Annotated in this window: 23 protein-coding genes; 10 read left to right on the top strand and 13 right to left on the bottom strand. The window is 68.9% G+C overall.

Annotated elements, in window-relative coordinates; genetic code table 11:
* Window positions 1-30 precede the first annotated feature (30 nt).
* On the top strand, window positions 31-4,317 hold the full coding sequence (hrpA, locus tag ACWEKS_RS15265; protein WP_452340651.1) for an ATP-dependent RNA helicase HrpA: 4,287 nt from the start codon (window positions 31-33) through the stop codon (window positions 4,315-4,317).
* Window positions 4,318-4,505: 188 nt separating this feature from the next.
* Here hrpA and nrdR read toward each other — a convergent pair whose 3' ends face one another.
* The 3 genes from nrdR to ACWEKS_RS15250 form a co-directional block, all read right to left on the bottom strand.
* On the bottom strand, window positions 4,506-4,982 hold the full coding sequence (gene nrdR, locus ACWEKS_RS15260) for a transcriptional regulator NrdR (RefSeq protein WP_354848181.1): 477 nt from the start codon (window positions 4,980-4,982) through the stop codon (window positions 4,506-4,508).
* A gap of 106 nt (window positions 4,983-5,088) precedes the next feature.
* Window positions 5,089-6,312, bottom strand: a complete 1,224-nt coding sequence (locus ACWEKS_RS15255; RefSeq protein WP_452340650.1) for a hypothetical protein — start codon at window positions 6,310-6,312, stop codon at window positions 5,089-5,091.
* A 186-nt stretch (window positions 6,313-6,498) separates the two neighbouring features.
* Window positions 6,499-6,903: a hypothetical protein gene (locus ACWEKS_RS15250; protein WP_452340649.1), complete on the bottom strand. Its 405-nt coding sequence runs from the start codon at window positions 6,901-6,903 to the stop codon at window positions 6,499-6,501.
* Between the two features lie 222 nt (window positions 6,904-7,125).
* On the opposite strand from ACWEKS_RS15250, the gene lexA reads away from it, so the two are divergent.
* Window positions 7,126-7,914, top strand: coding sequence for a transcriptional repressor LexA (gene lexA / locus ACWEKS_RS15245; protein ID WP_452340648.1), 789 nt, complete (start codon window positions 7,126-7,128; stop codon window positions 7,912-7,914).
* A gap of 70 nt (window positions 7,915-7,984) precedes the next feature.
* On the opposite strand, the gene ACWEKS_RS15240 is transcribed toward lexA, so the two are convergent.
* The 5 genes from ACWEKS_RS15240 to ACWEKS_RS15220 all read right to left on the bottom strand — a co-directional run bounded on the left by ACWEKS_RS15240 (window position 7,985) and on the right by ACWEKS_RS15220 (window position 12,845).
* A complete protein-coding gene (locus ACWEKS_RS15240) occupies window positions 7,985-8,449 on the bottom strand; it encodes a DUF2231 domain-containing protein (RefSeq protein WP_379384090.1) in 465 nt (154 codons plus the stop codon).
* Between the two features lie 128 nt (window positions 8,450-8,577).
* Window positions 8,578-9,357 carry a hypothetical protein gene (locus tag ACWEKS_RS15235; RefSeq protein ID WP_452340647.1) on the bottom strand — a complete coding sequence of 260 codons (780 nt, stop codon included), beginning with the start codon at window positions 9,355-9,357 and terminating at the stop codon, window positions 8,578-8,580.
* Window positions 9,358-9,612: 255 nt separating this feature from the next.
* Window positions 9,613-11,211, bottom strand: a complete 1,599-nt coding sequence (locus ACWEKS_RS15230) for an alpha/beta hydrolase (protein ID WP_452340646.1) — start codon at window positions 11,209-11,211, stop codon at window positions 9,613-9,615.
* 274 nt (window positions 11,212-11,485) lie between these two features.
* Entirely contained in the window at window positions 11,486-11,794 is a 309-nt protein-coding gene (locus tag ACWEKS_RS15225) for a hypothetical protein (protein WP_452340645.1), read from the bottom strand.
* A gap of 103 nt (window positions 11,795-11,897) precedes the next feature.
* Window positions 11,898-12,845: an acyl-ACP desaturase gene (locus ACWEKS_RS15220; protein ID WP_452340644.1), complete on the bottom strand. Its 948-nt coding sequence runs from the start codon at window positions 12,843-12,845 to the stop codon at window positions 11,898-11,900.
* A 505-nt stretch (window positions 12,846-13,350) separates the two neighbouring features.
* Here ACWEKS_RS15220 and ACWEKS_RS15215 point away from each other — a divergent pair.
* The gene (locus ACWEKS_RS15215; RefSeq protein WP_452340643.1) at window positions 13,351-14,388 is read left to right on the top strand and encodes a lysylphosphatidylglycerol synthase domain-containing protein; all 1,038 of its coding nucleotides are present in this window, start codon (window positions 13,351-13,353) and stop codon (window positions 14,386-14,388) included.
* Between the two features lie 34 nt (window positions 14,389-14,422).
* Here ACWEKS_RS15215 and ACWEKS_RS15210 read toward each other — a convergent pair whose 3' ends face one another.
* Window positions 14,423-14,677 carry a hypothetical protein gene (locus ACWEKS_RS15210; RefSeq protein WP_452340642.1) on the bottom strand — a complete coding sequence of 85 codons (255 nt, stop codon included), beginning with the start codon at window positions 14,675-14,677 and terminating at the stop codon, window positions 14,423-14,425.
* 170 nt (window positions 14,678-14,847) lie between these two features.
* Here ACWEKS_RS15210 and ACWEKS_RS15205 point away from each other — a divergent pair, with 170 nt between their 5' ends.
* Window positions 14,848-15,123: a YggT family protein gene (locus ACWEKS_RS15205; RefSeq protein ID WP_452340641.1), complete on the top strand. Its 276-nt coding sequence runs from the start codon at window positions 14,848-14,850 to the stop codon at window positions 15,121-15,123.
* On the opposite strand, the gene ACWEKS_RS15200 is transcribed toward ACWEKS_RS15205, so the two are convergent.
* Entirely contained in the window at window positions 15,113-16,360 is a 1,248-nt protein-coding gene (locus ACWEKS_RS15200) for an MFS transporter (RefSeq protein ID WP_452340640.1), read from the bottom strand. The genes ACWEKS_RS15205 and ACWEKS_RS15200 overlap by 11 nt on opposite strands.
* A 125-nt stretch (window positions 16,361-16,485) precedes the next feature.
* On the opposite strand from ACWEKS_RS15200, the gene ACWEKS_RS15195 reads away from it, so the two are divergent.
* From ACWEKS_RS15195 to ACWEKS_RS15185, 3 genes are read left to right on the top strand one after another with little or no spacing between them, the layout of a single operon-like run.
* Window positions 16,486-17,418 (top strand): LysR family transcriptional regulator, encoded by a 933-nt coding sequence (locus ACWEKS_RS15195; protein ID WP_452340639.1) that lies wholly within the window; start codon window positions 16,486-16,488, stop codon window positions 17,416-17,418.
* 29 nt (window positions 17,419-17,447) lie between these two features.
* Window positions 17,448-17,960, top strand: a complete 513-nt coding sequence (locus tag ACWEKS_RS15190) for a mycothiol transferase (RefSeq protein ID WP_452340638.1) — start codon at window positions 17,448-17,450, stop codon at window positions 17,958-17,960.
* Between the two features lie 31 nt (window positions 17,961-17,991).
* Window positions 17,992-18,396: a VOC family protein gene (locus ACWEKS_RS15185; protein ID WP_452340637.1), complete on the top strand. Its 405-nt coding sequence runs from the start codon at window positions 17,992-17,994 to the stop codon at window positions 18,394-18,396.
* A gap of 13 nt (window positions 18,397-18,409) precedes the next feature.
* Here ACWEKS_RS15185 and ACWEKS_RS15180 read toward each other — a convergent pair whose 3' ends face one another.
* On the bottom strand, window positions 18,410-19,387 hold the full coding sequence (locus ACWEKS_RS15180) for an oxidoreductase (protein ID WP_452340636.1): 978 nt from the start codon (window positions 19,385-19,387) through the stop codon (window positions 18,410-18,412).
* An 850-nt stretch (window positions 19,388-20,237) separates the two neighbouring features.
* Window positions 20,238-21,014 carry a GntR family transcriptional regulator gene (locus ACWEKS_RS15175; protein WP_452340635.1) on the bottom strand — a complete coding sequence of 259 codons (777 nt, stop codon included), beginning with the start codon at window positions 21,012-21,014 and terminating at the stop codon, window positions 20,238-20,240.
* 155 nt (window positions 21,015-21,169) lie between these two features.
* Here ACWEKS_RS15175 and ACWEKS_RS15170 point away from each other — a divergent pair, with 155 nt between their 5' ends.
* Window positions 21,170-22,618: an ABC1 kinase family protein gene (locus ACWEKS_RS15170; RefSeq protein WP_452340634.1), complete on the top strand. Its 1,449-nt coding sequence runs from the start codon at window positions 21,170-21,172 to the stop codon at window positions 22,616-22,618.
* An 84-nt stretch (window positions 22,619-22,702) separates the two neighbouring features.
* Here ACWEKS_RS15170 and ACWEKS_RS15165 read toward each other — a convergent pair whose 3' ends face one another.
* On the bottom strand, window positions 22,703-24,136 hold the full coding sequence (locus ACWEKS_RS15165; RefSeq protein ID WP_452340633.1) for a DUF1254 domain-containing protein: 1,434 nt from the start codon (window positions 24,134-24,136) through the stop codon (window positions 22,703-22,705).
* A gap of 339 nt (window positions 24,137-24,475) precedes the next feature.
* Here ACWEKS_RS15165 and ACWEKS_RS15160 point away from each other — a divergent pair, with 339 nt between their 5' ends.
* Together ACWEKS_RS15160 and ACWEKS_RS15155 are read left to right on the top strand one after the other, a co-directional pair.
* Window positions 24,476-25,042, top strand: a complete 567-nt coding sequence (locus tag ACWEKS_RS15160; protein ID WP_452340632.1) for a DJ-1/PfpI family protein — start codon at window positions 24,476-24,478, stop codon at window positions 25,040-25,042.
* A gap of 117 nt (window positions 25,043-25,159) precedes the next feature.
* Complete coding sequence (locus tag ACWEKS_RS15155) at window positions 25,160-26,308, top strand: TDT family transporter (RefSeq protein ID WP_452340631.1); 1,149 nt, start codon at window positions 25,160-25,162, stop codon at window positions 26,306-26,308.
* Window positions 26,309-26,379 lie beyond the last annotated feature (71 nt).

The following is a 26,379-nucleotide window of genomic DNA, read 5'->3' as shown; positions in this document are numbered from 1 at the left end:
GACCGGCTCTTCGCTATCGTTGACGATGCAATGACCAGGACCGCCGCCACCTCTCGCGAGCTTCGTACCCGCCTGGCCGATCTCTCGATCCGCGACGAGCACCGGTTGCGTCGCAGGCTCGACAAGGCCCGCGGCGGCGATCTCACCGACCTCGAAACAGATATCGACGCCGCGCAACGCCGGGTGGACGCCCGCCGCGCCGCCGTCCCGGCCATCAGGTATCCCGAGCAGCTACCGGTCTCCGCGCGCCGCGACGACATCGCCGGCGCCATCGCCGCGCACCAGGTCGTGATCGTGGCCGGTGAGACCGGCTCCGGCAAGACCACCCAGATCCCCAAGATCTGCCTCGAGCTCGGGCGCGGGATCCGCGGCACCATCGGCCACACCCAGCCGCGGCGACTGGCCGCCCGCACCGTGGCCGAGCGCATCGCCGAGGAACTCGGCACCGAACTGGGCGACGTGGTCGGATACACGGTCCGCTTCACCGATCAGGCGTCGGACCGCACGCTGGTCAAGCTCATGACCGACGGCATCCTGCTCGCCGAGATCCAGCGCGACCGGCTGCTGCGCCGCTACGACACGATCATCATCGACGAGGCGCACGAGCGCAGCCTCAATATCGACTTCCTGCTCGGGTATCTCAAGCAGCTGCTGCCCAAGCGGCCGGATCTGAAGATCATCATCACCTCCGCGACCATCGACCCGGAGCTGTTCGCGCGCCACTTCAGTGACGAGAACGGCACGCCCGCACCGATTGTCGAGGTGTCGGGACGATCGTATCCGGTGGAGGTCCGATACCGGCCGCTGTCGCTGGAGCTTCCGGTCACCTCCGAGGACCCCGACGACGAGGACACCCGGATCGTCGACCGCGACCCCACCGACGCCATCGGCGACGCGGTGCGGGAACTGCAGGCCGAGGGCGACGGCGACATTCTGGTCTTCCTCTCCGGCGAGCGCGAGATCCGCGATACCGCGGATTCGCTGCGGGACATGCGGCTGCCGCGCACCGAGATTCTGCCGCTGTACGCGCGGCTGTCCGCGGCCGAGCAGCACCGGGTGTTCGAATCGCACACCGGCCGGCGCGTGGTGCTCGCCACCAATGTGGCCGAGACCTCGCTCACGGTGCCGGGCATCCGCTACGTGATCGACCCTGGCACCGCACGCATTTCGCGCTACTCCATGCGCACGAAGGTGCAGCGGCTGCCCATCGAGTCCATCTCGCAGGCGTCGGCGCGACAGCGGTCCGGTCGCTGCGGCCGTGTCGCGGACGGTATCGCCATCCGGCTGTACTCCGAGGACGACTTCGAATCCCGGCCGCAGTTCACCGAACCTGAGATCCTGCGCACCAACCTGGCCGCCGTCATCCTCCAGATGACCGCGCTCGGACTCGGCGATATCGAGAGCTTCCCGTTCGTCGAGGCCCCCGACGCCCGTGCCATTCGCGACGGCATCGCGCTGCTCGAGGAACTCGGCGCGCTGGCCCGGGCGGAGGCCGAAGCCAGTGCGCGCAAGGACATTCCCGACGCCGGTCTGATCCTCACCCCCATCGGCCGCGAAATGGCGCAGATCCCGGTCGATCCGCGCATGGCCCGCATGCTGGTCGAGGCGAACCGCGGCGGCTGCCTCGCCGAGGTCCTCATCATCGTCGCGGCCCTGTCCATCCAGGATGTCCGCGAGCGACCCGTCGAACACCAGCAGGCCGCCGACACCAAACACGCGCGCTTCACCGTCGAGGGCTCCGACTTCCTGGCCTACCTGCGCCTCTGGGACTACCTGCGCGAACAGCGGAACGCCCTGTCCTCCAACCAGTTCCGCCGCCTGTGCCGCGACGAGTTCCTGCACTACCTCCGTATTCGCGAATGGCAGGACCTGCACGGCCAGCTCCGCACCATCACCCGCGGCCTCGGCTGGAACACCGCGGGCTCGGACGCCCAATTCGACCGCACCGCACCGTCTTCCGATGCCGACGGCACCCCGCGTAACCGCCGCGGCCGGAGCGCGAGCCGCACAGATCGCAGCGAGAGCAGATCCGAAACCGGACCCGGCGACCACATGGCCACCACCGAGGCTCCCGACGGTCATACCGGACGAAACCGGCGCGGGAGCGACGTCGCGCACGCCAAGGACTCGGGCCGTGCGGGGCGATCTCACGGCGGGCGCGGCAGAGGCGCGACGTCGGACAGCGGCAGGGCGGAGTTGGCCGAGACCCTCGCGGCGAAAGCGGGGCTGGACAACGACTCGCTGCCGTGGGATGTGACGTCGATCCACCAGGCGCTGCTGGCGGGCATGCTGTCGCATATCGGTGTGCGGGAGGCGGAGACCCGGGAGTTCCTGGGAGCCCGCAATGCCAAGTTCATGATCTTCCCGGGATCGTCGCTGGCCAAGAAGCCGCTGCGGTGGGTGATGGCGGCCGAGCTGGTGGAAACCTCGCGGTTGTGGGGCCGGACGGCGGCGCGGATCGAACCCGAGTGGGCCGAGCGGCTGGCCGGGGACCTGGTGAAACGCACGTACTCCGAACCGCACTGGTCGGCGAAACGGGGTGCGGCGGCAGCCTACGAGCGGGTGACGCTGTACGGCATTCCGCTGGTGACGCAGCGGCGGGTGGACTTCGGGCGGATCGATCCGGAGTTGTCTCGGGAGCTGTTCATCCGGCACGCGCTGGTGCAGGGCGAGTGGCAGACCAAGCACGACTTCTTCGCGCGGAACCGCGAATTGCTCGACGACGTCGCGGATCTCGAGCATCGGGCGCGACGGCGCGACATCCTGGTCGACGACCAGGTGCTGTTCGACTTCTACGACCAGCGCATCCCGTCGGACATCGTGTCGGTGCGGCACTTCGACAGCTGGTGGCGCAAGACCCAGCGCACCGATCCGAACCTGCTGGACTTCACCGCCTCCACGGTGGTGAACGAGGATGCGGCACTGCTGGATCCGACCGCCTACCCCGACAGCTGGCGGCAGGGCGAGCTGACCTTCCCGCTCACCTACCAGTTCGAGCCCGGTCAGGCCGACGACGGTGTCACCGTGCACATTCCGATCGCCCAGCTCGCGCACGTGCGCTCGGTCGGCTTCGACTGGCTGGTCCCCGGCATGCGTGAGGAGCTGGCCGCCGCGTTCATCAAGACGCTGCCGAAACAGCTGCGCCGCACCGTGGTTCCCGCACCCGACTTCGCCAAGGCCGCCCTGGACCGCCTCACCCCGCGCGCCGAACCACTGCGCACCGGACTGGCCCGGGAACTGTCCCAGCTCGGCTCGGTGACCATCGCCGCCACCATGCTCGATCCGGCGGGCCTGCCCGACCACCTGCGGATGACCTTCGCCGCCACCGACCCGACCGGCGCCGTCGTCGCCCGCAGCAAGAGCCTGGCCGAACTGAAATCCAGCCTGGCGGAACAGGTCTCGAAGTCGGTGGCGCGCGCCAACAACGCCGCCGAGCGGGCCCCGTCCACGGTGTGGACCTCCGAATCCCTGGGCACCCTGCCGTCCACGGTGAAACGCCAGGTCAGCGGTCAGACCATTACCGGTTATCCGGCCCTGGTCGTGGAAACGAACGGCGTGGCGGTACGCGTCCTCAGCTCCCCCGCCGCCCAGGCCACCGCCATGCGCACCGGCACCCGCGCCCTGCTACTGGGCGCGATCACCACCAATACCCGCGCCGTCACCGCGGGCCTGCCGCCCACCGATCGCCTTGCGCTGAGCCAGAATCCGTACGGCACCCTCGACGCCCTGGTCGAGGACTGCCGCGCCTGCGCCGCCGATGAACTCATCGCCGCCAATGGCGGACCGGTGCGCAGCCCCGAGCAATTCCAGGCGCTGGTGGAGAAGGTCCGCCCGCAGTTCACCACGGCCGTCGCCACCATCGTCCGCTCCGTCGTCCCGGTCCTCGCCGAGGCGCACCGGCTGCGCGCCGCCCTCGCCGAATCCCGCGACCGGGACGCCACCGACGATGTCACGCACCAGCTCGACGACCTGATCTTCCCCGGTTTCATCGCCGAGTGGGGCAGCCCCCGGCTGCGGGAACTCCCCCGCTATCTGGAAGCCGCCCGCCTGCGCCTGGAGGCGCTCCCCGCCTCCGCCAACCGCGACCGCGCCGGCCTGGCCGAACTCGACCGCGTCCACGCCGCCTACGACCGGCTCGTCGGCAACCTCCCCGAGGCGCGCCGGGGCGGCCGCGACATCGTCGAAATCTGGTGGATGATCGAGGAACTCCGCGTCAGCCTCTTCGCCCAGCAGCTCGGCACCCCCTACCCGGTGTCGGCGAAGCGCATCGAGAAGGCGATCGACATCGCCCGCCGCCCACCCCAGCAAAAGCGCTGACGGGGCGCGATCTTCCGCGCAACACCACGGGCATGCACTGGCGCACATGCCTTCTCGGAAAGCGGTTGCGGGCCAGCGCATCGCGCATCTCATGTCCTGGGACGCCGGGAAATGAAGCGGTCCGGCTCCGAATTGCTCGGGGCCGGACCGGGAATCGATGTGGGGGGTGACCGGTAGCGGTCGCCCGTTTACTTGGTTGCCGCGCCCACGGTGTGGTCGGCGCGGTGCTTGCGCAGGTCGGCGATCTCGCGTTCGAAATCCTCGGCGGAGCTGAAGGATCGGTAGACCGAGGCGAAGCGGAGGTAGGCGACCTCGTCGAGATCACGCAGCGGGCCGAGGATGGCGAGGCCGACCTCGTGGCTGGGCACCTCGGGGGAACCCTTGGCACGCACCGCATCCTCCACCTGCTGCGCGAGCAGGTTCAGCGCATCCGAATCGACCTCGCGGCCCTGGCAGGCGCGGCTGACGCCGCGGATGACCTTCTCGCGACTGAACGGCTCGGTGACACCGCTGCGCTTCACGACCGACAGGATCGCGGTTTCGACCGTGGTGAACCTGCGCCCACACTCCGGGCAGGCACGTCGCCTCCTGATGGCGGTACCTTCCTCGGCCTCACGCGAATCGACCACCCTCGAATCGGGATGACGACAGTACGGGCAATGCATCCGGGATCCTTCGTCGATGCCTGGGCTTCCACAGCAACCTCGAGCAATCTCGAGGATACCGTGACGGACCCGATCGGCGGCGTCCGCCCGGGTCCGCAGGCCCGAATCAGGTGGTCACCTGCCACTGCGAGGTCAGGTCGGCGAGCAGATCCGGCAAGCGCTGCACCAGCCGCCCAGTGGTCAGCATGACCGGGAACGGCACGGCCAGAACCGGTCTCGCGGCGGCCGGATTCGCGCACAGTTCCAGATAGCGCGGCAGCAGATCGTGGGTGATGTAGTTCCACCGCGTGTCGCGGTCGGCCCAGTTGAAGTCGGGCAGCGGGGCGCGCAGCGACATGGCGCCCGTGGTGAGGGTGGTGGGCGCGAAGACGCCGGGCGCGCGGACGCCGGGAACGGCGGCCTTGCCCGCGATCGTGCTCACGTAGGTCATGACCCGGCCCATGTCGCCACGGCCGTGGGAGGTGACATCCCATTGGTCGGCGATGATCTGGTTCTGTTCCCGGTCGGTCATGCGCAGCGCGGCGTCGGCCAGGCCGTCGGGGGTGCCGGAATCGATCTCGCGCCAGGCGGTGATGGCGTTCTCGTCCAGCACGCCGGCCCGGTACATCTCCTCGACACCGGCCAGGCCCGCGGCCGCGTAGGCCTCGTGCATGGGCACCTGGTCGATGAAGATGTGCTTCTGCATGATCATCAGCCGGGTCTGGTACCAGGCCAGATCGTCGGCGGTGAGCCGCTCGCCCGCGGTGCCGAGGGTCCGGATGTCGGCGGGCAGGATGTCCAGCAACTGCGGCGGGGTGCCGCGCAGCAGATCGGCCACCGAGTCACCGAGCTGATGGATGCCCGGGACGGTGAGAATGGCCGACACATCGCCCATGTCGAAGAAGCCCGACGCGAACGACCCGCCGGCCAGCCCGGCCAGACCGGTCCACCAGTAGTCCGGGTGAGCGTTGTCGAGCCGCAGGTAGTTCACATAGACCTGGGTGAAGGTGCGGGTATTCGCCGCGACGCCGCGCCCGGGATCCCAGGCCGCCAGGTCGATATCGGCATTCCGGGTCGCGGTGACCAGCCAGTACTGATGCAGCAGCGTCGCGTAGCGCCGCGGCTCGACACCCGCGACGCGCGCGTCGTCGAGCGCGGCCCGCAGGGTGTCCGGATCCAGGGGCAGTGCGGGATTCAATCCGCCGCCGGCCGCGCCGTCACCATTGACCGACGGCAGATCCAGATACACGGCATAGGCGGACTCCGGATGCGCGGCCGGTGCGGTCACCAGCCCGATCATCAGGCAGGTGAGGACACCGGCCACCCGGATCAGCCCTCGAACTCTCGGCATTGACGCCCCCTGTCGCTGTGCGCGCGGGCCGGAGCACGGCCCGCGCGGATGTAGCCTCTGTCACATCCAGGGGGACGCTAGCAACACGTTTCAGTTTTCAATCTGCATTTTCGGCCACGCCGATGGCCGTCGAGCTCTATCCCGAATAACGGCTATGACCGGGCAACTATCGCAGCAGCGGGCTCGCTATCGCACCGGCGCCTGGACCAGCTGGACCGAGGACGGGGTGGTCTGCGAATCGAAGTCGCCGGAACGCAAGTGGGCCAGACCGATCAGACCGGCCACGGCCAGCGCGCTCATCAATGCGGTGATGGCGAGGGCCGCGAGACCGACCTGGGCACGCTGCACCCGATCCAGCGGATGCGCGCCACGGGCGCGCCGGGCCGCGTGTCGCACCACGACATGGTCGCGTCGAACACCTGCGCCGGCGGCGGGCCGAACCCGTGCGCGGCAGGGGCGGCGGTCCAGGGCGGGACGGCCCGCAGCCGCGGGCGTCCCGGCCCGGAACCGATCCGAACGCAGCTCCCAGGGGATGCTGTCGAATCCCAGATCGCTTCCCAGAGTGTCGATTTCGCTGACCACGGTGCGCATCGAAGAAACCTCCAAAGTAGGGCGGACCGAATGATGCTGGACAACTGACTCGATCATGTGTTCGAAGAACTGATGTTCGAATTTCTACCACGGCCCACCGACAATGTCACTGATTTCCCCGACATGCGTCGAACAGATGTTTGATCACACGCGTCACACGGACTACAGTCGAGACACGAGTTCCCCGGACGCACGATGAACCGCATCCGGGAACGAATTCCGGTGAGCGACAGCAGTGAACGGAGGACGGCGGCGGTGAGCGAACACGGCGGCGCGGATGGTGAGAACGGACCCCTTGGTCCCGACGGTGACGGCCCCCTGTCCGAATCGTCCGGTGTCGGCGCCGATCTGACCGTGCGCCAGCGCAAGGTACTGGAGGTCATCCGCACCTCGGTGCACGACCGCGGCTATCCGCCCAGCATCCGCGAGATCGGCGATGCCGTCGGCCTCACCTCGACTTCCTCGGTGGCACACCAGCTCCGGGCGCTCGAGCGCAAGGGCTATCTACGCCGCGACCCCAATCGCCCACGCGCCGTGGATGTCCGGGGCCTGGACGAGACGGCGATGCGCGCCACCGCCGGCGTGTCGCGGCTGCGCGCGGTCAATACCGAGGCCGACGCCTCCGACGAGCACCCCGCCCCGACCTACGTCCCGGTGCTGGGCCGGATCGCCGCCGGTGGCCCGATCCTGGCCGAGCAGGCGGTGGAGGACGTCTTCCCGCTGCCGCGCGAACTGGTCGGCGAGGGTTCGCTGTTCCTGCTGAAGGTCGTCGGCCAGTCCATGATCGACGCCGCCATCTGCGACGGCGACTGGGTGGTCGTGCGGCAGCAGAACGTGGCCGACAACGGGGACATCGTGGCCGCCATGATCGAGGGCGAGGCCACCGTGAAGACCTTCAAGCGCACCGGATCCCAGGTGTGGCTGATGCCGCACAATCCCCTGTTCGAGCCGATTCCGGGCAATGACGCCCAGATTCTCGGCAAGGTCGTCACGGTCATCCGCAAGATCTGACCGTGCCCGCACTGCCGTGGCCCGGCGACCGCCCCGCAGACCGGCCGCCGGGTCACGACAGTCGTCTCCGTCAGTGGTTGAGCACGCCGTTCCACACCGCGTGCGCCCCCGAGTCCCCGACCCGGTAGGTCTGCCACCCGGCCGCCGCGCCGCTCGCGATCACCAGCAGTGCGATCACCGCCGGCACCGCCCGGCCCAGCGGCTTCCCGCGGCCGCGCCGCAGGTGCACGAAGACCAGCAGTACGGTCGAAACCAGCAGCGGCGCAACGAAATACAGCATCTGATGGCCGAGCCGCGCGTGCTCGTCCACCACCGGGGGATTACCGAGCTGCCGCTGGAACCACTCCCCCGCCTCCACGGTCACCGGCGTCAATGCCGTCACCAGCACCGCCAGGACGGCCGTCGGCCAGATCAACCGGCTGCGGGCCGCGGGCCACAGCGCACACAGGATCAGCAGTCCCGCGGTGAGCGGGACCAGCACGACAATCACGTGCACCAGCAGGACATGGGCGGGCAGCCCATTGAATGTCGACATATCGGCTCTTTCGAACTCGGCGAACGAAGCCCGGCGTATCAGAACAACGTAAGCCGGGCCTGGCCGGTTCGGTTCGGACCCACGGTCGTCCGGCGAGTTCGGATCGAGACCGTGGGTCGCGCGAGCAGTCAGTCGGTTTCGGTGGGCACCACGATGCGAGAGATGAGCTGGGTGGGCGCCTCGTCGCGTCCGGGCATCGGCTGGGCGGCGACCTTCGGGGCGACGGTCTCGGGCGCCGCGGACGCGGCCGGCTCGAGCGCCGCGGGCTCGGGGTCGGCGACCGCCTCCGGCGCGGGAACCGGTAGCACATCCACGATCTGGGGGGCCGGCTTGTCCTGGGCGGGCGTCGCGGGCAGGTCCGGCATGGAGGCCAGCGCAGCGGCCGGGTCCAGATCGCGGGCGGCGGGTGCGTCGGAGTTCAGCGCGGCCAGGCGGCGGGCCCGCAGGTCGCCGCTGAGCGCCGCGGTCACCTGATCCGGCGATCCGGCGGGGGTCTGGACGATACGGCGGGTCGGGATGTCCTCGACCGGCGCGGCCTCGGCCCCGCTCGGCAGCCCGGAGCCGGCGGCGAAGCCGAGCACCTCGTACTGCGTGCCGATGGTCATGACGGCCGAGTTCTTATCGTGCGCAATGTATCCCTGGTTGGTGCCCATGACGCGACGCAGCGACTCCAGCCAGCGATGGTCGAGGACGCGGCAGTCGGCCCAGGGGAAGTACTCCAGCCCGGTCCGTAGATAGAAGCGGTCACCGATGCGCGCACCGCGCAACAACTCCAGCAGCCAGGCATCGATGAGATTCGGCTGCGCATTGCGATAGATGCGGGACTGCGGGGGCACGGAACCGTTCGCGAATTCCCCGAAGGAGTTCAGCAACTCACCCGGAAACTCTTCTAACTTCCCAAAACCCACGACATCTAAACCAAGAAGTTGCTCTGGAAGTTGGGCGGCGATCCTGCGCTCGTCGTGCAGTTTGAACTTTCTATTGATGTTCTCAGTGCGCATTTGTCTCCGACTTCCCATTCCAACCTGACGGAACCCTAGCATGAACCCGACCGTTTCAAACCAGTTTGGTCGGCCGCCCAGAGCCGTGGTACGGGCACTCCCGCAACTAATCCGCAACCAGCAGTTACGGCTATCACGACGCAACGAACCGCCCGTTCGGGATCATTGGCCATAGCGTCCGGCGATGATTTCCCCTTGATGCCACAGACCCGGATTCGCAGGCTCCCAGTAGTTTCCGTGTGACACGACATCGAACGGCAGGGCCCGCAACACGGGAAGGTCGATAGTGGCTCCGGAAGAAGTGAAAGCCGTTGCGCGAAATTCGCGATCGACCGGATCGACCCCATGGAGAAACTGTCCGAACTTGGGCACCGGATCAGCGGGGTCGGCCGTGGCATAGACATGCGCACCGTTGTGGCCCGCAGGAATACCCGTCAAACGCAATTTCGAAACATCATCAACACCTACCCCAGGACTTCCCACGAACACCAGATCGTCGGCCGCCAGGGAGTTCGCTCCGCTGGCCGCCGCTCCGATCACGGCGCTCCCGTAGCTGTGCCCGACGACCGTCTGATGGGCCGCGAGCCCTAGGTGGCCGGCCCGCAGGCCACTCTCGAACCGATCCAGCGCGGGCGCGCCCGCCCGAGCCCGGCGATCACGCGCCGCCTCGGCCAGATCCGGCGGTGCGTCGTACCCGTACCACGCGATGACCGATGTCAGCGCGGCCGGATCGGCTCGCTCGGCCGCTTCGAGCAGCGCCCGCGCGCGGCCGACCCCGATACCGATACCGGTCAGCGACGATCCGGTACCGGGAACGAAGGTCGCGACATTGACCGCGAGATCCGGATTGTTCAGTGCGATCGCGCCGTGCCCGTTCCGGTCCACCGCCAGCACCAATCGGCCCGAGCCCGGATCCCCGGCCTGATTCGCGAGCGCCGCGTACCCGGCATCGCGCGTTTGCGCCTCCTTCCGCGCGGCTTCCCACTCCCGCAACCGAATCCAGCCCGCGCTGGTGGTCGGCAGGTTCTCGTGCCGCGTCCAGTCCCGGTGCCGGTCGGCCAGCCGCCGATCCTCCACCGCGGCCTCGGCCCGCAGCCGTTGTAAGGCGATCCGGTTGTAGTGGTCGCGGGCCAAGGCCGGCATCCCATCGCGGTCGCCGACCAGCGGATCGGCCGCGAACAGCGCGTCCTGATCCGCGGGTGTGAGCGACTTCCACAGCGCGCAGAGCACTGTGGGATCTTCCGGAAGACTCGCGGTCCCGTCGAGAATCCCGGCGACCCGAGTGCTCGGCCCGCCACCCGTCGGATCCACGGCCAACCCCGCCAGCGCCTCCGCCACCGCGCCGAGGCGGGCCCCGACCCGCTCGTCGATCTCCCCCGCGAGATCCAGCAGGGGCACCAGCCGGGCCTGCACCTGCTTCGCCTTCGCGTCGAAGCCCGCCTGGAAGATCAAGTCCAGCGCCGAGTTCCCGGTATCGGAGCGCGGCCCGCGGACCGTGCCGTCCTCCGCGATCCGGCAGCCGGTGGCCCGGGCCTCGTCGGCGAGCTGCCCGACCAGCGCGCACACCCGCTCGAGCGCGCCCGCCTCGGCGAACGCGTCGGCGATGTCGAGCAGTGCCGCACCGATATGGTTCGCCGCCAGCTGCGACTCCCATGCCCGCAGCGCGGCCACCGTCCCCGCCGCCCCCTGCCACCCGGCGACCGTGACATCGGCCAGGCGCCCCACCCGTGTCATGGCCCCGGAGAACGCCGAATCAGCCACCGCCACACCCGAACTGGCGCGGATCGCAGCCCCCGGCTCCCATCCCCGCACTTGCGAAAACCCCGCTCGCACCATCGCGCCTCCCCACGCAATCCCTTCCGATTCGCGAAATCTGCACTGCCGCCGGGGCGCAAGCCTCCCGCGCTGGGCGCCCGACTCCGTCCAACGCGCCACCGGTCACCCTCGGCGCGGAACGCCACAGGTGCCAACGGCGAATACCGTTCAGCAGGAGGCGAGTTCGTTGTTCGTGCGGTCGCCGGACCGGCGAGGCCGGTCAGGAAGCGCCGTGCAGATAGCCGTCCAGCTGGGTTTCGAGAGCTAGCTCGGTGGCCTCATAGGTGGTTGCGGTGTGGACGGTGGTGTCGGCGAAGGTGTGGAGGTGGGCGGCCAGCCTGCGGAGGGCGGCGAGGAGTGGGTCGCCGACGGTGGCGGCGGCGGCGCCGATCGCGGAATTCGGCATGGCCCGACCGACTTTCGCGATCAGGTCGACCGGGTCGACGGCCGAGATGGCTCCGGCTTCGGAGTGGATGCCCGCCGCCATGATTCGAAGCGCCGTGATGTCGGCGCGCAGCATGTCTGTCATGCCTCCCCCTTCGTGTGGACACACCCTAGCGGCGGCGGGACGGGAGGTCTCGGCGAAAAGGCGGGGGCTGTGGACAGCGCGGTGGCTGTTCACATGGGCGGGTTCAGGTGGTCGCGGCGGCCCGGCGGGCGGCATCGCGGGCGAGCGCACGGTCGCGCTGCTCTTCGAACCGGACCACGTCCTTGCCGAGTTTGTCCAGGTACGTGGCCAGACTGTCCCGGATCCGCTCGCCGCGGCCGGAGAAGTCGGTGCGCTCGAAGATGTTCCATTTGCGCAGCACCGGGAGGATCACCTCGTCGAGATGCTGGCGCAGATCGTAGATGCCGTGCTTGGCGATGAGGACGCTGTTGCGGCGGAAGTCGGGCATGCCGGCACCGGGCATGCGGAAGTTCTCGATGACCGCGCTGATCGCCGCGAGGGCGTCATCGGGGACCAGGTCCAGGGCCGCGCCGCAGATATTGCGGTAGAAGACCATGTGCAGGTTCTCGTCGGTGGCGATACGGGCGAGCAGGCGGTCGGCGACCGGATCGTGGCAGGCCTTGCCCGTATTGCGGTGCGAGACACGGGTGGCCAGCTCCTGGAACGTCACATAGGCGACCCCGTGCAGAACGGCGTGGTCACCGGTTCCGGTGGGGTCGTCGACGCCGGTCCCGACACAGATCATGCGGGCGTGCTCGAGCGCCACCGGATCGACGCCGCGGGTGACCACCAGGTAGTCGCGCATAGCGATCCCGTGCCGGTTCTCCTCGGCGGTCCAGCGGTCCACCCAGGTGCCCCAGGCGCGCTCGCGGGTGAACGATTCGGAGATGAGCCGGTGGTAGGAGGGCAGATTGTCCTCGGTGAGCAGATTGGTGATCATGGCGGCCCGCGCCGCCGGGCTGAGCCGGGACTGCCCGGGCTCCCAGTCGATTCCGCCCAGGGCGGCGAAGTTGCGCCCCTCGTTCCAGGGCACGTAGTCGTGCGGATGCCACTCCTTGGCCACCGAGAGGTGCCGGTTCAGATTCGCTTCCGCCACCGGTTCGAGTTCGGCAAGCACTGCGCTCGCGGTCATGGAATTCGCCACGTCGTGACCCTGCCCTACGACTTGATCTCGGCACTCCCCATTGCCAGCGAGCCTACCCGGATCTGCGGTGAATCGCCCTGGCGCTCTTGGAAGACGACCGTTCTGTCGATTGGCGGAATCCGGGTGATCGATACCGATGGGCTGTAAAGATTTTCTCCGTCTGCGGCACCGCACTCGTTTTCGATCTTCAAATCGTGTTCAATGAACCCGGCAATCCATTGCCTTCGGTTCGAATCACCGATGGGTCCGTGACTGCGGTCCGGACCAGGTAGTCCTCGCCCGCCAGGTGCCGGCTACACCTCACGCCAGCAGAACAACCAGCCCGATAGGACGCGCCGGTCCGGCAACGCCGTGACCAGGAGGCGGGTCCCCGGCAACCCGCCACGGACCAATCGGGCGACGCGAGTCCACGCGCCACCGACCGCGTTGATGTTGATCTGCGCAAATGCGATTCACCGGCGAAAAAAGATATCTGCGATACCTAGGAGGGCAGATGGCGGCCGTTCCCGCATCTGCGAGAAAGGCACTACCCACCATCGTCTTCACCGTGCTGGTGATGGCCGCGGCGTTCTGGCAGCGGGACGCGGTCCTGACCGGAGTCCACGCCCTCGCCGCAGCCGACCCGCGCTGGCTGCTGCTGGCCGCGCTCGCCACCCTCGCCCTCTGGCCCACCTCGGTTTTCATGCTGCGTGGTTCGATACCCGCCGACACCTCCGCCCGGCAGCTGTTCGCCCTCCAGCTCGCGGTACCCGCCATCGGCCTGGTGCCCGCGGCCTCACTGCTGCTGCGAATGCGGTTTCTGCGCCGCACCGGACTGAGTCATACCGGCGCGGTGGCGTCCATCGCGCTGATGGGATTCGCCGCGCTGGTGGTGCGGGTTCCGCTGGTGGTGATCGCGGCGCTGGCCGCGCCGGGCCTGATGAGCCGCAATGGCGCGCAACCCCCGTGGCACGACCTGGGTACCCGTGCTTCGGCGTGGTGGCACCACCTGATCGGCGGAAATCTCTGGCACACAGCCGCGATCATGATCATCGCCGCGCTTGCGGGAAGCATCGTCCTGGCGGTGGCCGCCCGGGCGATGAACCGCCGGGTACAGGCGCACGGCGGCTGGCGGCAGCTGCCCGCCCGCATGTGGCACGCGCGCTCGGAGGCCGAACTGGCCTGGAAATCAGTGGCTGCCACCGCGGTCCGTCCGCGCCGCGCGGCGGCCCTCTGGATCTGTGCGCTGATCCAGCCGCTGCTGATGGTGGTGGCGCTGTGGGCGGTGCTGCACGCGGTCGGCGCGAACCTCAGCCTGCCCGACACGTTCGTGGTGGAACTGGTGACCGTGGCCCTGGCCCCGCTGCTGCCCTCCCCGAACGGGGTGGCCACCAAGGAGATCACCATCGCGGCCGGCCTCACCGCCGTCGCGGGCCTGACCGGCGGGGTGGCGGTCGGCGCGGCCCTGGGATTCCGGCTCCTCACCTTCTGGTGCCAGATCCCGCTGGGCCTCGCCTCCTTCGCCTATCTGAACCATCGCCGCGCCATCTGAGCGCGGCCCGGATTCGGTTACCGATCTCGCGGGATCAGTTGCCGATCTTGCAGTCGATGGTCGCGAACTTGGCGACCCCGCCCCACATGGTCTGTGCGACGCCCTGCGCCTGATACTTCCCGTGTTTGGCCTCCACCGTCACAGCGGGCAACTGGTCCCCCGCCCACGTCTGCGCGGTACAGGTGTAGGTCGGAACGGCGGCCTGGGCGGTCGCGGCATCGACAGCCGCCAGGGCCGGTGACATGGCGGCGACGGCCAGGGGCAGGCCGACCAGATACTTCTTGCTCACGGCGACTCCTTGTGCGATCTCGGGTGAGCGGGGCGAACAGCAGCCCAGATTCTCGCACGGCTGCGGCGTGCCCGCCGCCGAACCTGCCGAGCAGGGTCGACGATCAGGGCACTTTCGACGGCGTTGCGGCGTTGATCACCCTGAGGGCGGCCACTACGAAGGAGTTCGCCATGTCATTCCTCGGTTCCCTGCTCGGGCTCGCCCTGACGCTGTTCATGCTGCTGTTGCTGGCCCGCCTCATCATCGACTGGATCGGCGTGCTCGGCGACACCCCGCCGGCGCTGCGGAAGGCTCGCGATGTCGTTCATCGCCTCACCGAGCCGGTGATCGCGCCGGTGCGCCGGGTCCTGAAGCCGGTCCGGCTCGGCGGCGTCTCGATCGACCTCGCCTTCACCGTGGTGTTCATCGCGGTGCTCGTGCTGCGCGCGATCGCCTTCAGTTTGTAGCGGCGGCTACCGGTTCCGCGGCGGGGAGGTCGGGAAAACTGTTGGGGCGCAACAGCGGAATCGTGGCGAGCATGAGTAGTCCGGCGAGCGCGATGGCGGTGCGGGGGCCGGTGACGGCGGCGATGAGGCCCCAGAGGGCCGTCAGGGCCGCGGTATTCATGTTGCTGGTGATGGACCAGGCGGAGAGCATGCGGGTGGTGCGGTCGGGTGCGGCGCATTCGAGTCGGAAGGTCGCGTAGACCGGGTTGAAGACTCCGCAGCAGGTGATGAGGCCGAATTCCACCACGATCACCACCAGCAGGCCGGTGAGGCCGGGGCCGATGCAGGCGAGGGTGGGTACCCAGCAGGCGCGCAGCATCCCGGCGGCGACGAGCACCCGGCGCTGACCGAACCGGCCGACCAGCGGTGTCGCCAGCCGCGAGCCGATCAGGCCGCCGAGGCAGGGAATGCCGAACGCCAGCCCGTACTGCCAGGGCGCGAAGCCGAGATCGCGCAGCATGATGACGGCCAGCAGCGGTTGGGTCGCCAGGATCAGGCCATTGACCAGGATCGTGTTGACGAACAGCGGCCGCAGCGCGCGGTGGGTCAGGATGTAGCGCCAGCCCTCGACCAGGTCGCCCATCCGGAAGCCCCCGCTCCCGCGCGGCGCGGGCTGCGGCTCACCGCCGCCGATGGCCCGAATTCCCAAGGCGGACAACAGGAAGCTGACGGCATTGGCCGCCACGGTGACCACCGGTCCGAAGATCCCGATCGCCGCGCCCCCGAGCGGCGGGCCCAGCACGGACGCCGTCCACATGGTCGATTCGAATCGCCCGTTCGCCAGGAGCAGGTCCTCCTTGGGCAGCAGGGATTTCAGGTATGCCCCCGACGCCGCCCGGAATGCGATGTCCGAGGCCGCGACGATCACCGAAACCACCACCAGCTGCGCGAAACTCAGCACGCCCGCCGCGAAAGCCAGCGGCACGCTCAGCACCACCGCGAAGCGCGCCAGATCGGTGGCGATCATGACCGGCCGCTTGCGCCGGAATTCCATCCACGGTCCCAGCGGTATCGCCACCACCGCGCCCACCGCCAGTCCGGCGGCCGCCAGCAGCGACACCTGCCCGGGCCCGGCGTGCAGGACCAGCACCGCGATCAAGGGGAAGGCGTCGAAGGCCAGCCACGATCCCGCCGTGCTCACCGCGAAAGCCGTCCACAACCAGCCGAATCCGCGTCCCAGTGACCGCCTGCCCGTCATACCGCCCGCCTCGTGCTGTCCCGCCGTCGTTGTCCGGCAAGATCGAAGCAGACCCGCGACCTCGGGATCAAACAACCGAACCGCCCGCGAGCCACAACCGGACGTTGTGCGCATACTCTCGTCGCATGGATCTCGAGGCCGTGCGCACCTTCGTCGCGGTGGCGGACGCGGAACGTTTCCAGGACGCCGCCACGGATCTGTCGATCAGCCAGCAGGCGGTCTCGAAACGCATTGCGGCCCTGGAGAAGACGTTGGGCGCCCGGTTGTTCACCCGCACCGCGCGCGGCGCCCGCCTGACCCTCGACGGGCAGGCCTTTCTCCCCCATGCCCGCACCCTGCTCCACACCGCCGAACGCGCCCTGGCCTCGGTGAGCCCGGGCCGGAGGGCGTTGCGCGTGGATGTGGTGGGTCGCCAGCTCGCCCCGGCCGGGCTGCTGCGCGACTTCCACCGCGCCCATCCCGATTTCGAACTGGACGTGGTGCGGCTCCCGCACGCGGGCGCGGCCATGGAGGCGCTGCTGGAGGGCTCGGTCGATGCCGCCTTCCGCTGTGTGCCCGCGCCGGGGCACGCGCTGCCCGAGGGCCTGCAGGCCACGCCGATCTTCGACGAGCCACTGGAGCTGCTCGTCGGCCCGGCCCACCGGCTGGCCAAGGCGCGGACAGTGTCGCCGGAAGATCTGGCCGGCCATCGCATCTGGATGCCGAGCCTGGTGAGCGGTACCGAATGGTCCGCCTATTACGCGTCACTCGCCGCGGCCTTCGATCTCACCATCGATTCGGTCGGCCCGAATTTCGGCCTGGAGCCGCTCCTGGACGCGGTCGCCGATTCCCCGGAGGTCGCGACGCTGGTCGGCGAGGACACCCGCTTCCTCTGGCCCGACACCCACGGTCTGCGGCGGGTGCCCTTGCGTGATCCCACGCCCGTCTACCCGCACTCCCTGCTCCAGCGCGCCGCGGACCCCCATCCCACGCTGGCCGCGCTGCACGGCCATCTGGCCGGCGCGGATGTGGACCGTCCCGGCACCTGGGTTCCGGATTGGGCGCGCGCCTCGGAATAACCTCCGGCCCGTGGTGATTGGATGAGGGCATGACGAGCGCTGACTTGCTGGTGGACGCATTCGGGCGGATCAAGGAGAACGTGCACGGCGCGGTGGAGGGGCTCACCCCGGCGGAACTGGCCACGCGGCCGGACGGGGATGCCAATTCCATCGCCTGGCTGATCTGGCATCTGACCCGCGTGCAGGACGATCACATCGCGGATGTCGCGGGCCTCGAACAGGTGTGGACGGCGCAGGGCTGGGCGAAGCGATTCGACCTGCCCTTCGACGATTCCGCCACCGGGTACGCGCACAGTTCCGCCGAAGTGGCGCGGCTGGACGGCGTTTCCGCCGACCTGTTGCTCGGCTACTTCGACGCGGTGCACGATCAGACCATCGGGTACGTGTCCGCGCTGACCGACGCCGATCTGCCCCGCATCGTCGACACCCGCTGGGATCCGCCGGTCACCCTGGGAGTCCGCCTGATCAGCGTGGTCGACGACGATATCCAGCATTCCGGCCAGGCAGCCTACCTTCGCGGAATGCTGTTGCGCCGCCGTTGATCTTGCTACGGGACGCACGGAGAATGCGGACATGGCATTCACCGTGGACCGTTTCGATCATGTGGTCATCAACTGTCTCGACCCGGTGGCGACAGCCGACTGGTACACCCGCGTGCTGGGCATGAGCGTGGAGCGGTTCGGCCCCGCCGGGCGGCTCGCGCTCACCTTCGGGAATCAGAAGATCAATCTGCGGCCGGTCGGCGCGCTGGACACCGACCCGAACTGGACCACCGGGGCCACCGAAGCCGCTGGGGCACAGGACCTCTGCTTCGTGACCACGGCCGCGCCCGAGGCGGTCGCGGAGCACCTGACCGCGTGCGGGGTCGAGATCGTCAACGGCCCGGTGGTCAAGATCGGCGCGCTGGGCGAGATGGTCTCGCACTACTGCCGCGATCTCGATGGGAATCTCATCGAGATCGCGGTCTACCCGTCCTAGCTCGGGCCGCCGGTCAGGTCCACCGGTAGTCGACGCCGGTCAGCTCGGCGCTGAGCTCCCAGAGCTTACGGGCCTGGAATCGGCTGTAGGCGAGGGGATTTCGCAGGGTGCGGCGCGGATATCCGAAGGCCTCGAAGGCCGGGCCGCAGTAGGAGTTGCCCGCAAGGCCGGGCATGGTGGCCGCATACAGTTGCGGCAGCGCGCCCTTGGCGTCGGATTGAGCCAGCGAGAACAGCATTCGCTGCTGGACGGCCGCGAAGGCCGCCGCCACACCTTTCTCCGGGCCGGAATCGTAGAGATTGGTCGCCGACAGACCCGGGTGCGCGGCCACGGCGGTCAGCGCCGACCCGGCGGCGCGGGCCCTGCGCTGCAGCTCGGCGGTGAACAGCAGATTGGCGAGTTTGGATTGGCTGTAGGCCAGCCAACGGCTGTACACCACACGCCAATTCGGATCCAGCCAGTTGATCAGGCCACCCCAGGCGGCGATGGACGACACGGTCACCACGCGTGCTTCGGGTGCGCGCAGCAACTGGGGCAGCAGTAGTCCGGTCAATGCGTAGTGGCCCAGGTGGTTGGTGCCGAACTGCGCGTCGAAGCCGTCGGCGGTGCGCTGATGTCGCGGCAGTGCCATCACGCCCGCATTGTTGACCAGGATGTCGATCGGCGTGCCGCGCACGTCGAGGTGATCGGCGGCGCGGCGGATGGAGGTCAGATCGGCCAGATCCAGCGGCAGCACTTCGGGTTTGGGGCCGGTGGCCGCGGCACCCACCCGCTCCAGCGCGGCCGCGGCCTTGAACTCGTTGCGGCAGGCGAGCATGACGTGCGCGCCCTTGGCGGCCAGGGCTTCCGCGGTGCGCAAACCGAGTCCGCTGTTGGCGCCGGTGACCACGGCGGTCCGGCCGGTCTGGTCGGGGATGTCGTCGATGGTCCAGCGGCGGGCGAGCAGGGGCGGGCTGGTCACGGTCGGCCGGTCGGGCAGCGCCTCGGTCATACGGTCGTTCTCCTCCTCGAATTTCCGTCTGAGACAATATACCTGGCGATGCGGGACCGCGCAGTTCCGCGAGCGGAGTCGACCAGCCGGGACCAGATCCCGTCTTCATTCTGTCTGGGACAATCCGGGGGGGAGAGGGCCCATCATGCTCGCCACCATCATCGTTATCGTCGTTGTCGCAGTAGGAGCGATCGTCGCGGGTCTTGCCGCACTGGTGCGGCGCGCCTGGGCCACCACGGTTCTCGCCGGCCGGCAGTGTCGCCGTGCGGCCAGTGTCGAGCGCCGACATCGTTCGGCTTCGGCGGCCACAGTGCCGCGGTGCCGTTCAGCCGCTACTGAGCACGAAAGCTACCGACTGCGCTCGATTCTGCGGGCCGGCTGGTCGCCAAGACGGGTCGGCGCGCCACAGCGGGTCAGGCGCGGGAAGAACCCCGGGCCGGACGCGGGATCGTCGCCGCGGTCGAGGGCAATCGCGGCCTGCTGCCACTGCGCGCCGAATCCTGGCTGGTCTACCTGGTCACCCGCGCCTTCCCCGCATCTGCCGGACCCTCATGGGGTGACGGGCGGACCCGAGGTCGAGCGGGTGGCGCGTCTTCTCATCGACCACCCCGGTTTCGTCGGCGTGGCCAGGGAAGCGGCCGAGATATTGCCCCAACGTGGAGGACTCCAAATATATTGGGAGCCATCGGAATACGATGGCCTCGACCACCCATATCGATGAGGAGACAGATCCATGACCGTCCATCCACCCGCCGAGCCACCCACCAAAGGCAACCGGGTGATCCTGGCGGTGCTAGCGCTGGCCATCATCGGCGCGCTCGTGGCGGCGGCCATGGCGACCGCCGTCTGATCAGGCGGACGCGCTCTGCCGGTGCACCGCGGAATCCAGGCCCATACCCAGCAATTCGTCGAATTTGGCCAGCACCTTCTCGTGGTACATGGCGAACAGATCCTCGAACAGCGCCAGCTGTGCCTGGGACGGACCGGCCGTGGATTCCCACACCGCCAGCAGCGCCCGCCACACCAGTACGTGCAGATCGGCCGAGGCCGCGAAGTACGCCTCCACCGCCTCCGGCACCTCGAACAGCATCTCCCCCACCGAATTGAGCACCGCGCGCTGCATGGTGTGGCCCAGATCGGTCAGCACCAGGCGCACCAGGCCGACCTCGAGCTCGAGCATCCGGGTGTGATCGGGTTCGGCGCTGCGGGCCCGGGTTTCGAGTTGGTCGACCGCGGCGGTCAGCACCGCGGGCTCGATGCCGCGCTCGGCGGCGGTGTAGTCGAGCAGTGCCTCCAGCACGATGGCGCGCTCGGCGGCCACGATATTGCCGAACATCTCCGCGGCCACCTCGGGCGTGTGCATGGACAGCCGGAACAGCCGCCGGTACACATCCACCCCGCCCGCGCGGCGCACATCCCGGACGGTGAAACCGCGGCCGCGATGCGCGTCCACGAAGCCGTAGGACTCCAGCCGGCCCAGCACCAATTGCGCTGTGGCCCGGTTCATATCGAATTCCTCGGCAACCTGGCGGACCGATGGCATCAGATCACCGGGCGCGTACTCACCGGTCGCGACGCGGCGAGCGAGCTCGTCCGCGACATCGGACACGACCGTCTGGGCACCCATCCTGTCACCTTTCGACAACTTTCGGATACGTCCCAGACAGTTTAGACTTTCGTGTGCCAAACTGCACGTGCATGCGCCGGGGCGGGCTACTCATCGGACCTGGTGAGAGCCACATCGGACGCCGGCGCGGTGCCGCGCACACGACGAGGTGAGCAATGTCGATTCGGCGTATCGGGGAACGGTCGGGGGACGACGGGGGCAGGCCGCCCGTCCGCGGCGCGGTCCGCAATGCGCGAATCGCCAGTCTTCCGGTCGCATTCGCGGGCCGGCAGGCCGCCGGGGTCGGCAAGCGGGCCCTCGGCCGATCCGCCGCCGAGGTGGACTTCGAGATCCGGATGCGCACCGCCCAGCACATTTTCGAGGTACTCGGCGAATTGCGGGGCTGCGCCACCAAACTCGGGCAGTTGCTCTCGCTCTACGAACTCGCGCTGCCCTCGGAGATCGCGTCGCCGTACCGCACCGCGCTCACCCAGCTGCAGGATGCGGTGCCCACCATGCTGCCCGGGACCGTGCACGCGGCCATGGCCGCGGGCATGGGCGAGAACTGGCGCTGGCACTTCACCGAATTCGACGATCGGCGGGCCGCGGCGGCCTCCATCGGACAGGTGCATCGCGCGGTGTGGCACGACGGGCGGCCGGTGGCGGTCAAGGTCATGTATCCGGGCGCGCACCAGGCGGTGCTCGCCGATCTGGAACAGCTGCGCCGACTCTCGGTGCTGGCCACGGTGTTCGCGCCCGGCGCGGACGTCCCCGCGGTGACCGAGGCCATCTGCACCTGTGTGGCCGACGAACTCGACTACGCGGCCGAGGCCGACCATCAGCGGCGCTTCGCCGAGGCGTACGCCGACGATCCGGACTTCGTGGTGCCCGGCGTGATCACGCAGCGCGGCGATGTGATCGTGACGGAATGGCTCACCGGCACACCGGTTTCGCGGATCATCGAATCCGGTGCGCCCGAGGAGCGCAGCCGGGTCGGGATGCTCATCATCCGATTCCTGCTGTCGACCTGGTCGCGCACCGGCCTGCTGTACTGCGACCCGCACCCGGGCAATTTCCGGGTGCTGCCCGACGGGCGGCTGGGCGTGGTGGATTTCGGGGCCTGCACGCCCTGGCCGCCCCCGGGCTTCGAGGCACTGGTGGGCGAGGTGATGGAGGCCGCGTTCAACGGCGGTATACCGGAATTGGACGCGGCGGTGCGGCGGCACGGCTTCGTGCGGCCCGGACGCAACTACGACGTGGCCGCCTTGGCCGAGGGGCTCGACGCGGTCGGCGAACCGCTCACCGTGCCCACCTTCCGGCTCACCACCGCCTGGCTGCGCGGGCACGTCCGCTCGGTGCTGGCCCCGCGGTTGTCCAATGTCCACCGGCAACTGGACATGCCCGCCTACTTCACCCCCTTCGCGCGCTCCTTCCTGACCGCGCTGGGCGTGGTGTGCCAATTGGAGACCGAGGGGCCCATCCGAGCCGAATTCGCGCGCTGGTCACCGGAATTGGCCGCGGTCTTCGACCGCTACGACACCCGCCACGCCCAGCCCACCGACCTGGCCGTCGTCCGGCACCTGCGCCCGGCCCCGCCGGACCGCCGTGCGTCGATAGTCGGCTGAACTCCCCACCATCGCAACGGGTCTCGCGCATCGGCCGGCATGAACGCGACTCCTGGTCTGCGCTCATGCCGGCCTGGCCGCGGTTCAGCTGGTCGGGGTGAGCGCGGGCGGCTGCCAGCTTCCATTGGCGGCGTCGTCGCGCGGCGCGTAGAGGCGCATGGCGAGATTGAACGTCCCGGAGGATGGGATCGGCAGCCAGTTGCCCTGGGGGACTTCGGGTCCGGGCTTGGCGGCCTGCAGGACGAGATCCACCGAACCATCGGGGTTGGGGGTGACGGCGGGCTGGTGGCCGACGGAGTAGATGTTGTCCGGGTTGGGGACCAGGAAGTGGTCGGCGGTGTAGGCGGTCAGCGACCAGAAGGCGTCCGCGGGCGGCAGCTGGCCTGCCGGAAAGTGGCATCGGTAGGTGTGCGGGGTACCGCCGGAATCGGCGGGAACATTGCCCATCATCGGATAGATCGCGTCAGCGGGCAGATTCGCGCCGAGGGCGGTCGATGCCGTGTTGGCGCGCAATGGGTAATCGGTGCCGTAGGTGCCGAGGTCGGTGGCATAGCTCCAGCCGTTGACCTCCTTGGCGCTCGGGTTCTTGTAGTCGTGGATCCGCTGCTGTGCGTCGCGGACCGCGGCGTTCAGGGTGTCGGCGTCGATGCCGGTGACCGAGCCACCGGGCTTGATGCCCAGGCCGGCGAATCGGGCGAGCGCGTCGGCGTCGGCGGGTGCGGGAGCGTCGGCCGCCATCAGTTCATTGAGCTTGGCGAAAAAGGCTGCACCGTCCATGTTTTGGACCTGCTTGGCCGGGCTGTCGGACATGCTGCCCGGTGCACCATTGGGCGTGGGCGTGTCCGGGTCGGCGGTCCAGGCGCTCAGCGGCATGAGCTTGATCTGGTTCTGCAGAGCGACCACCGCATCGTGGTCGTCCGGGCTGTCGAGAGCGAAACGGACGATGATCCACGTCGTACCGGTGGGCATGTCCAGGCGAGTGAGCCCATCGGGAAGCTGCCCGGTCCAACCGGGGCCGGTGACGGCGTACGTGAACGGGCCGGACTGACCGCCGCGGGACACCTGCGGGTGCACGCTCGAGGGGTTGTGGACGGTATTGGTCCAAGCGTCCATCATCTGAGCCAGCCAGTAGCGGTCGGGCATGACCGGAATCTGCAACACCATCGGCTCGGCGCGCAGGTCGAGCCACGCCTGGCTGTAGAGGGTGTCGACATTGGGGGTGACGACGGTCTTGTCGTCGGGGCTGGGTGTCTTGTCGAAGCGCAGCAGGGTGTTGGCCGGCGCGGCGGTGGCGCGGGTGGCGTCCATGAGGACCAGCGGGTAGCCGAAGATGTAGGCGTCGGTCGCGATCGACTTCGGATCACTACCGCCCGCGGCGGCTGTGGTGGTGGTAGACGACGACGTGGACGAATTCTTCGAGCTGCTGCACGCCGCCAGCGCGGCCGTGGCCGCCAATCCGGCCGCGGCACCGAACAATCCGCGTCGTGACATCGGGAATCCGGGAACACCGTCGGGCATGGCTGCCGCTCCTGTCGGTATGGGAACCTGAAAAGGCCGTTCCCGCACGGTAGCTATTCATTAGCGAATTTCCCGGGCATCTCCGGTTCATGTCGATACCGACCGTTCAGATCCTTTGCACCACCTCGGATTCAATGCCCGCAATCGCCGCATTATGGTTTCCTATCGACCAGGCATGAGATCAATAGCGAACTGTTGGCGACCCGACAAACTCCCCGACATCCAGCCCGCGTGACCGCCGCGTCCGGATCGCGATACGGCACCGGATCATGCGACCAGGTGTTCCGAAAAGCGGTGGGGTGATGAGCGGTCTCGATACCATTCTCTGGGAGGTGCGCCATGACGAAGGTGCTCTTGATCACCGGAGATGCCGCCGAGGACCTCGAGGTGATGTATCCCTATCAGCGATTGCTGGAAGAGGGGTACGAGGTCGACATCGCGGCTCCGGCTCGGAAACGGTTGCAGTTCGTGGTCCACGACTTCACCGAGGGGTTCGACACCTACACCGAGAAGCTGGGGCGGACCTGGCCCGCTGATCTGGCGTTCGCGGAGGTTGACCCGAGCCGGTATGCGGCGCTGGTGATTCCGGGCGGGCGGGCGCCGGAGTATCTGCGCGGGGACCAGGACTGCCGGCGCATCGTCCAGCACTTCACGGAAACGGACAAGCCCATCGCGGCGCTGTGCCACGGACCGCTGATCCTGGCGGCCGCGGGCGTGCTGCGGGACCGGTCCGCGAGCAGCTACCCGGCGCTCGAGCCCGATGTGGTGGCGGCCGGAGGGCAATGGGTCGACAGCCCGGACCATGTCGACGGCAATCTGATCACCGGGCGCGCCTGGCCCGACCATCCGCAATGGATGCGCGCCTTCCTCGACGTGCTGCGCAAATCCGCTCCGCCCACCGCCTGACGATCCGGTACATCGTGGCGGCATAGAACAGGACCGGGGTCGGGCATAGAACCGATCTATGCATCCATCGAATTGTGAGCGCTACCGGGGGAAGTGCCGGTCGGCGAGGGTTGAGGCATGACCACCGTGACCTTCCGCCGAACCGCTGCCGCAGCTCCCGCCGCACAGGTGAGCACCCCGACGGCGGCGGGCGAGGGCGACGGGCGGCAGCCGCTGCGGCACCTGGCGCCGAACTGGTTCGCCGCGGTGATGGGCACCGGCATCATCGCCAATGCCGCCGCCACCCTGCCGATGCAGTTCCCCGGATTGAAGGGCGTCGCCACCCTGGTGTGGGCGCTGGCCGCGCTGCTGCTGACCGTGCTGGCCGGGGCCTGGGTCCTGCACTGGCGGCGGTATCCGCAGGAGGCCCGCGGACACGGGCTGCACCCGATCATGATGCAGTTCTACGGCGCGCCGCCGATGGCCCTGCTGACCGTGGGCGCGGGCACCCTGCTGCTCGGCAAGGACATCATCGGCTCGACCGCCGCGGTGACCGTCGACTGGGTGTTGTGGTCGGCCGGAACGGTTTTCGGGCTGATGACCGCCGCCGCCATTCCCTACCGGATGATCACCCGCCACACTTTCGATCCCGACTCGGCCTTCGGCGGCTGGCTGATGCCCGTGGTGCCGCCGATGGTGTCCGCCGCGCTGGGCGCACTGCTGGTGCCGCACACTCCGGCCGGGCAGCTGCGGCTGACCATGTTCGTGGCCTGTCTGGCCATGTTCGGACTGAGCCTGATCGCCTCGCTGGTCACCATCACTTTGATCTGGTCGCGGCTGCTGCATCACGGCCTGCTGCCGGCCGGGATGGTCGCCACCGTCTGGCTGGTGCTCGGTCCCCTGGGCCAGTCCGTGACCGCCGCGGGCAGCCTGGCCAATGTCGCCCCCGGCGTCGTGGACGACCGCACTGCCGCCGGGCTCGATGTCTTCGCCGTCCTCTACGGCGTTCCCACCTGGGGATTCGCCATGCTGTGGCTGGCGCTGGCCATTGCCGTCACCCGGCACGCCCGCACCTCCATGCCGTTCAACCTGACCTGGTGGGGCTTCACCTTCCCGCTCGGCTGCTGCGTCACCGGCAGCACCGCGCTCTACCAGCACACCGGCGCCGACCTGTTCGCCGTCACCGCCGTGGGCCTGTACGCCCTGCTGGTCGCCGCCTGGGCCGTGGTCGCCGCCAGGACCCTGCACGGCGTGCTGCGGGGCGATCTGCTGCGACCCGCGCGCTGACAGCGCGATCTGCGTACGTCCCGGGTGGATCCGGCCGGATCCGCCCGGGACGAATTCGTTGCGATACCGCC

This window comes from Nocardia sp. NPDC004711, from assembly GCF_053601595.1.
This window is presented reverse-complemented; position numbering and strand designations above follow the sequence as displayed.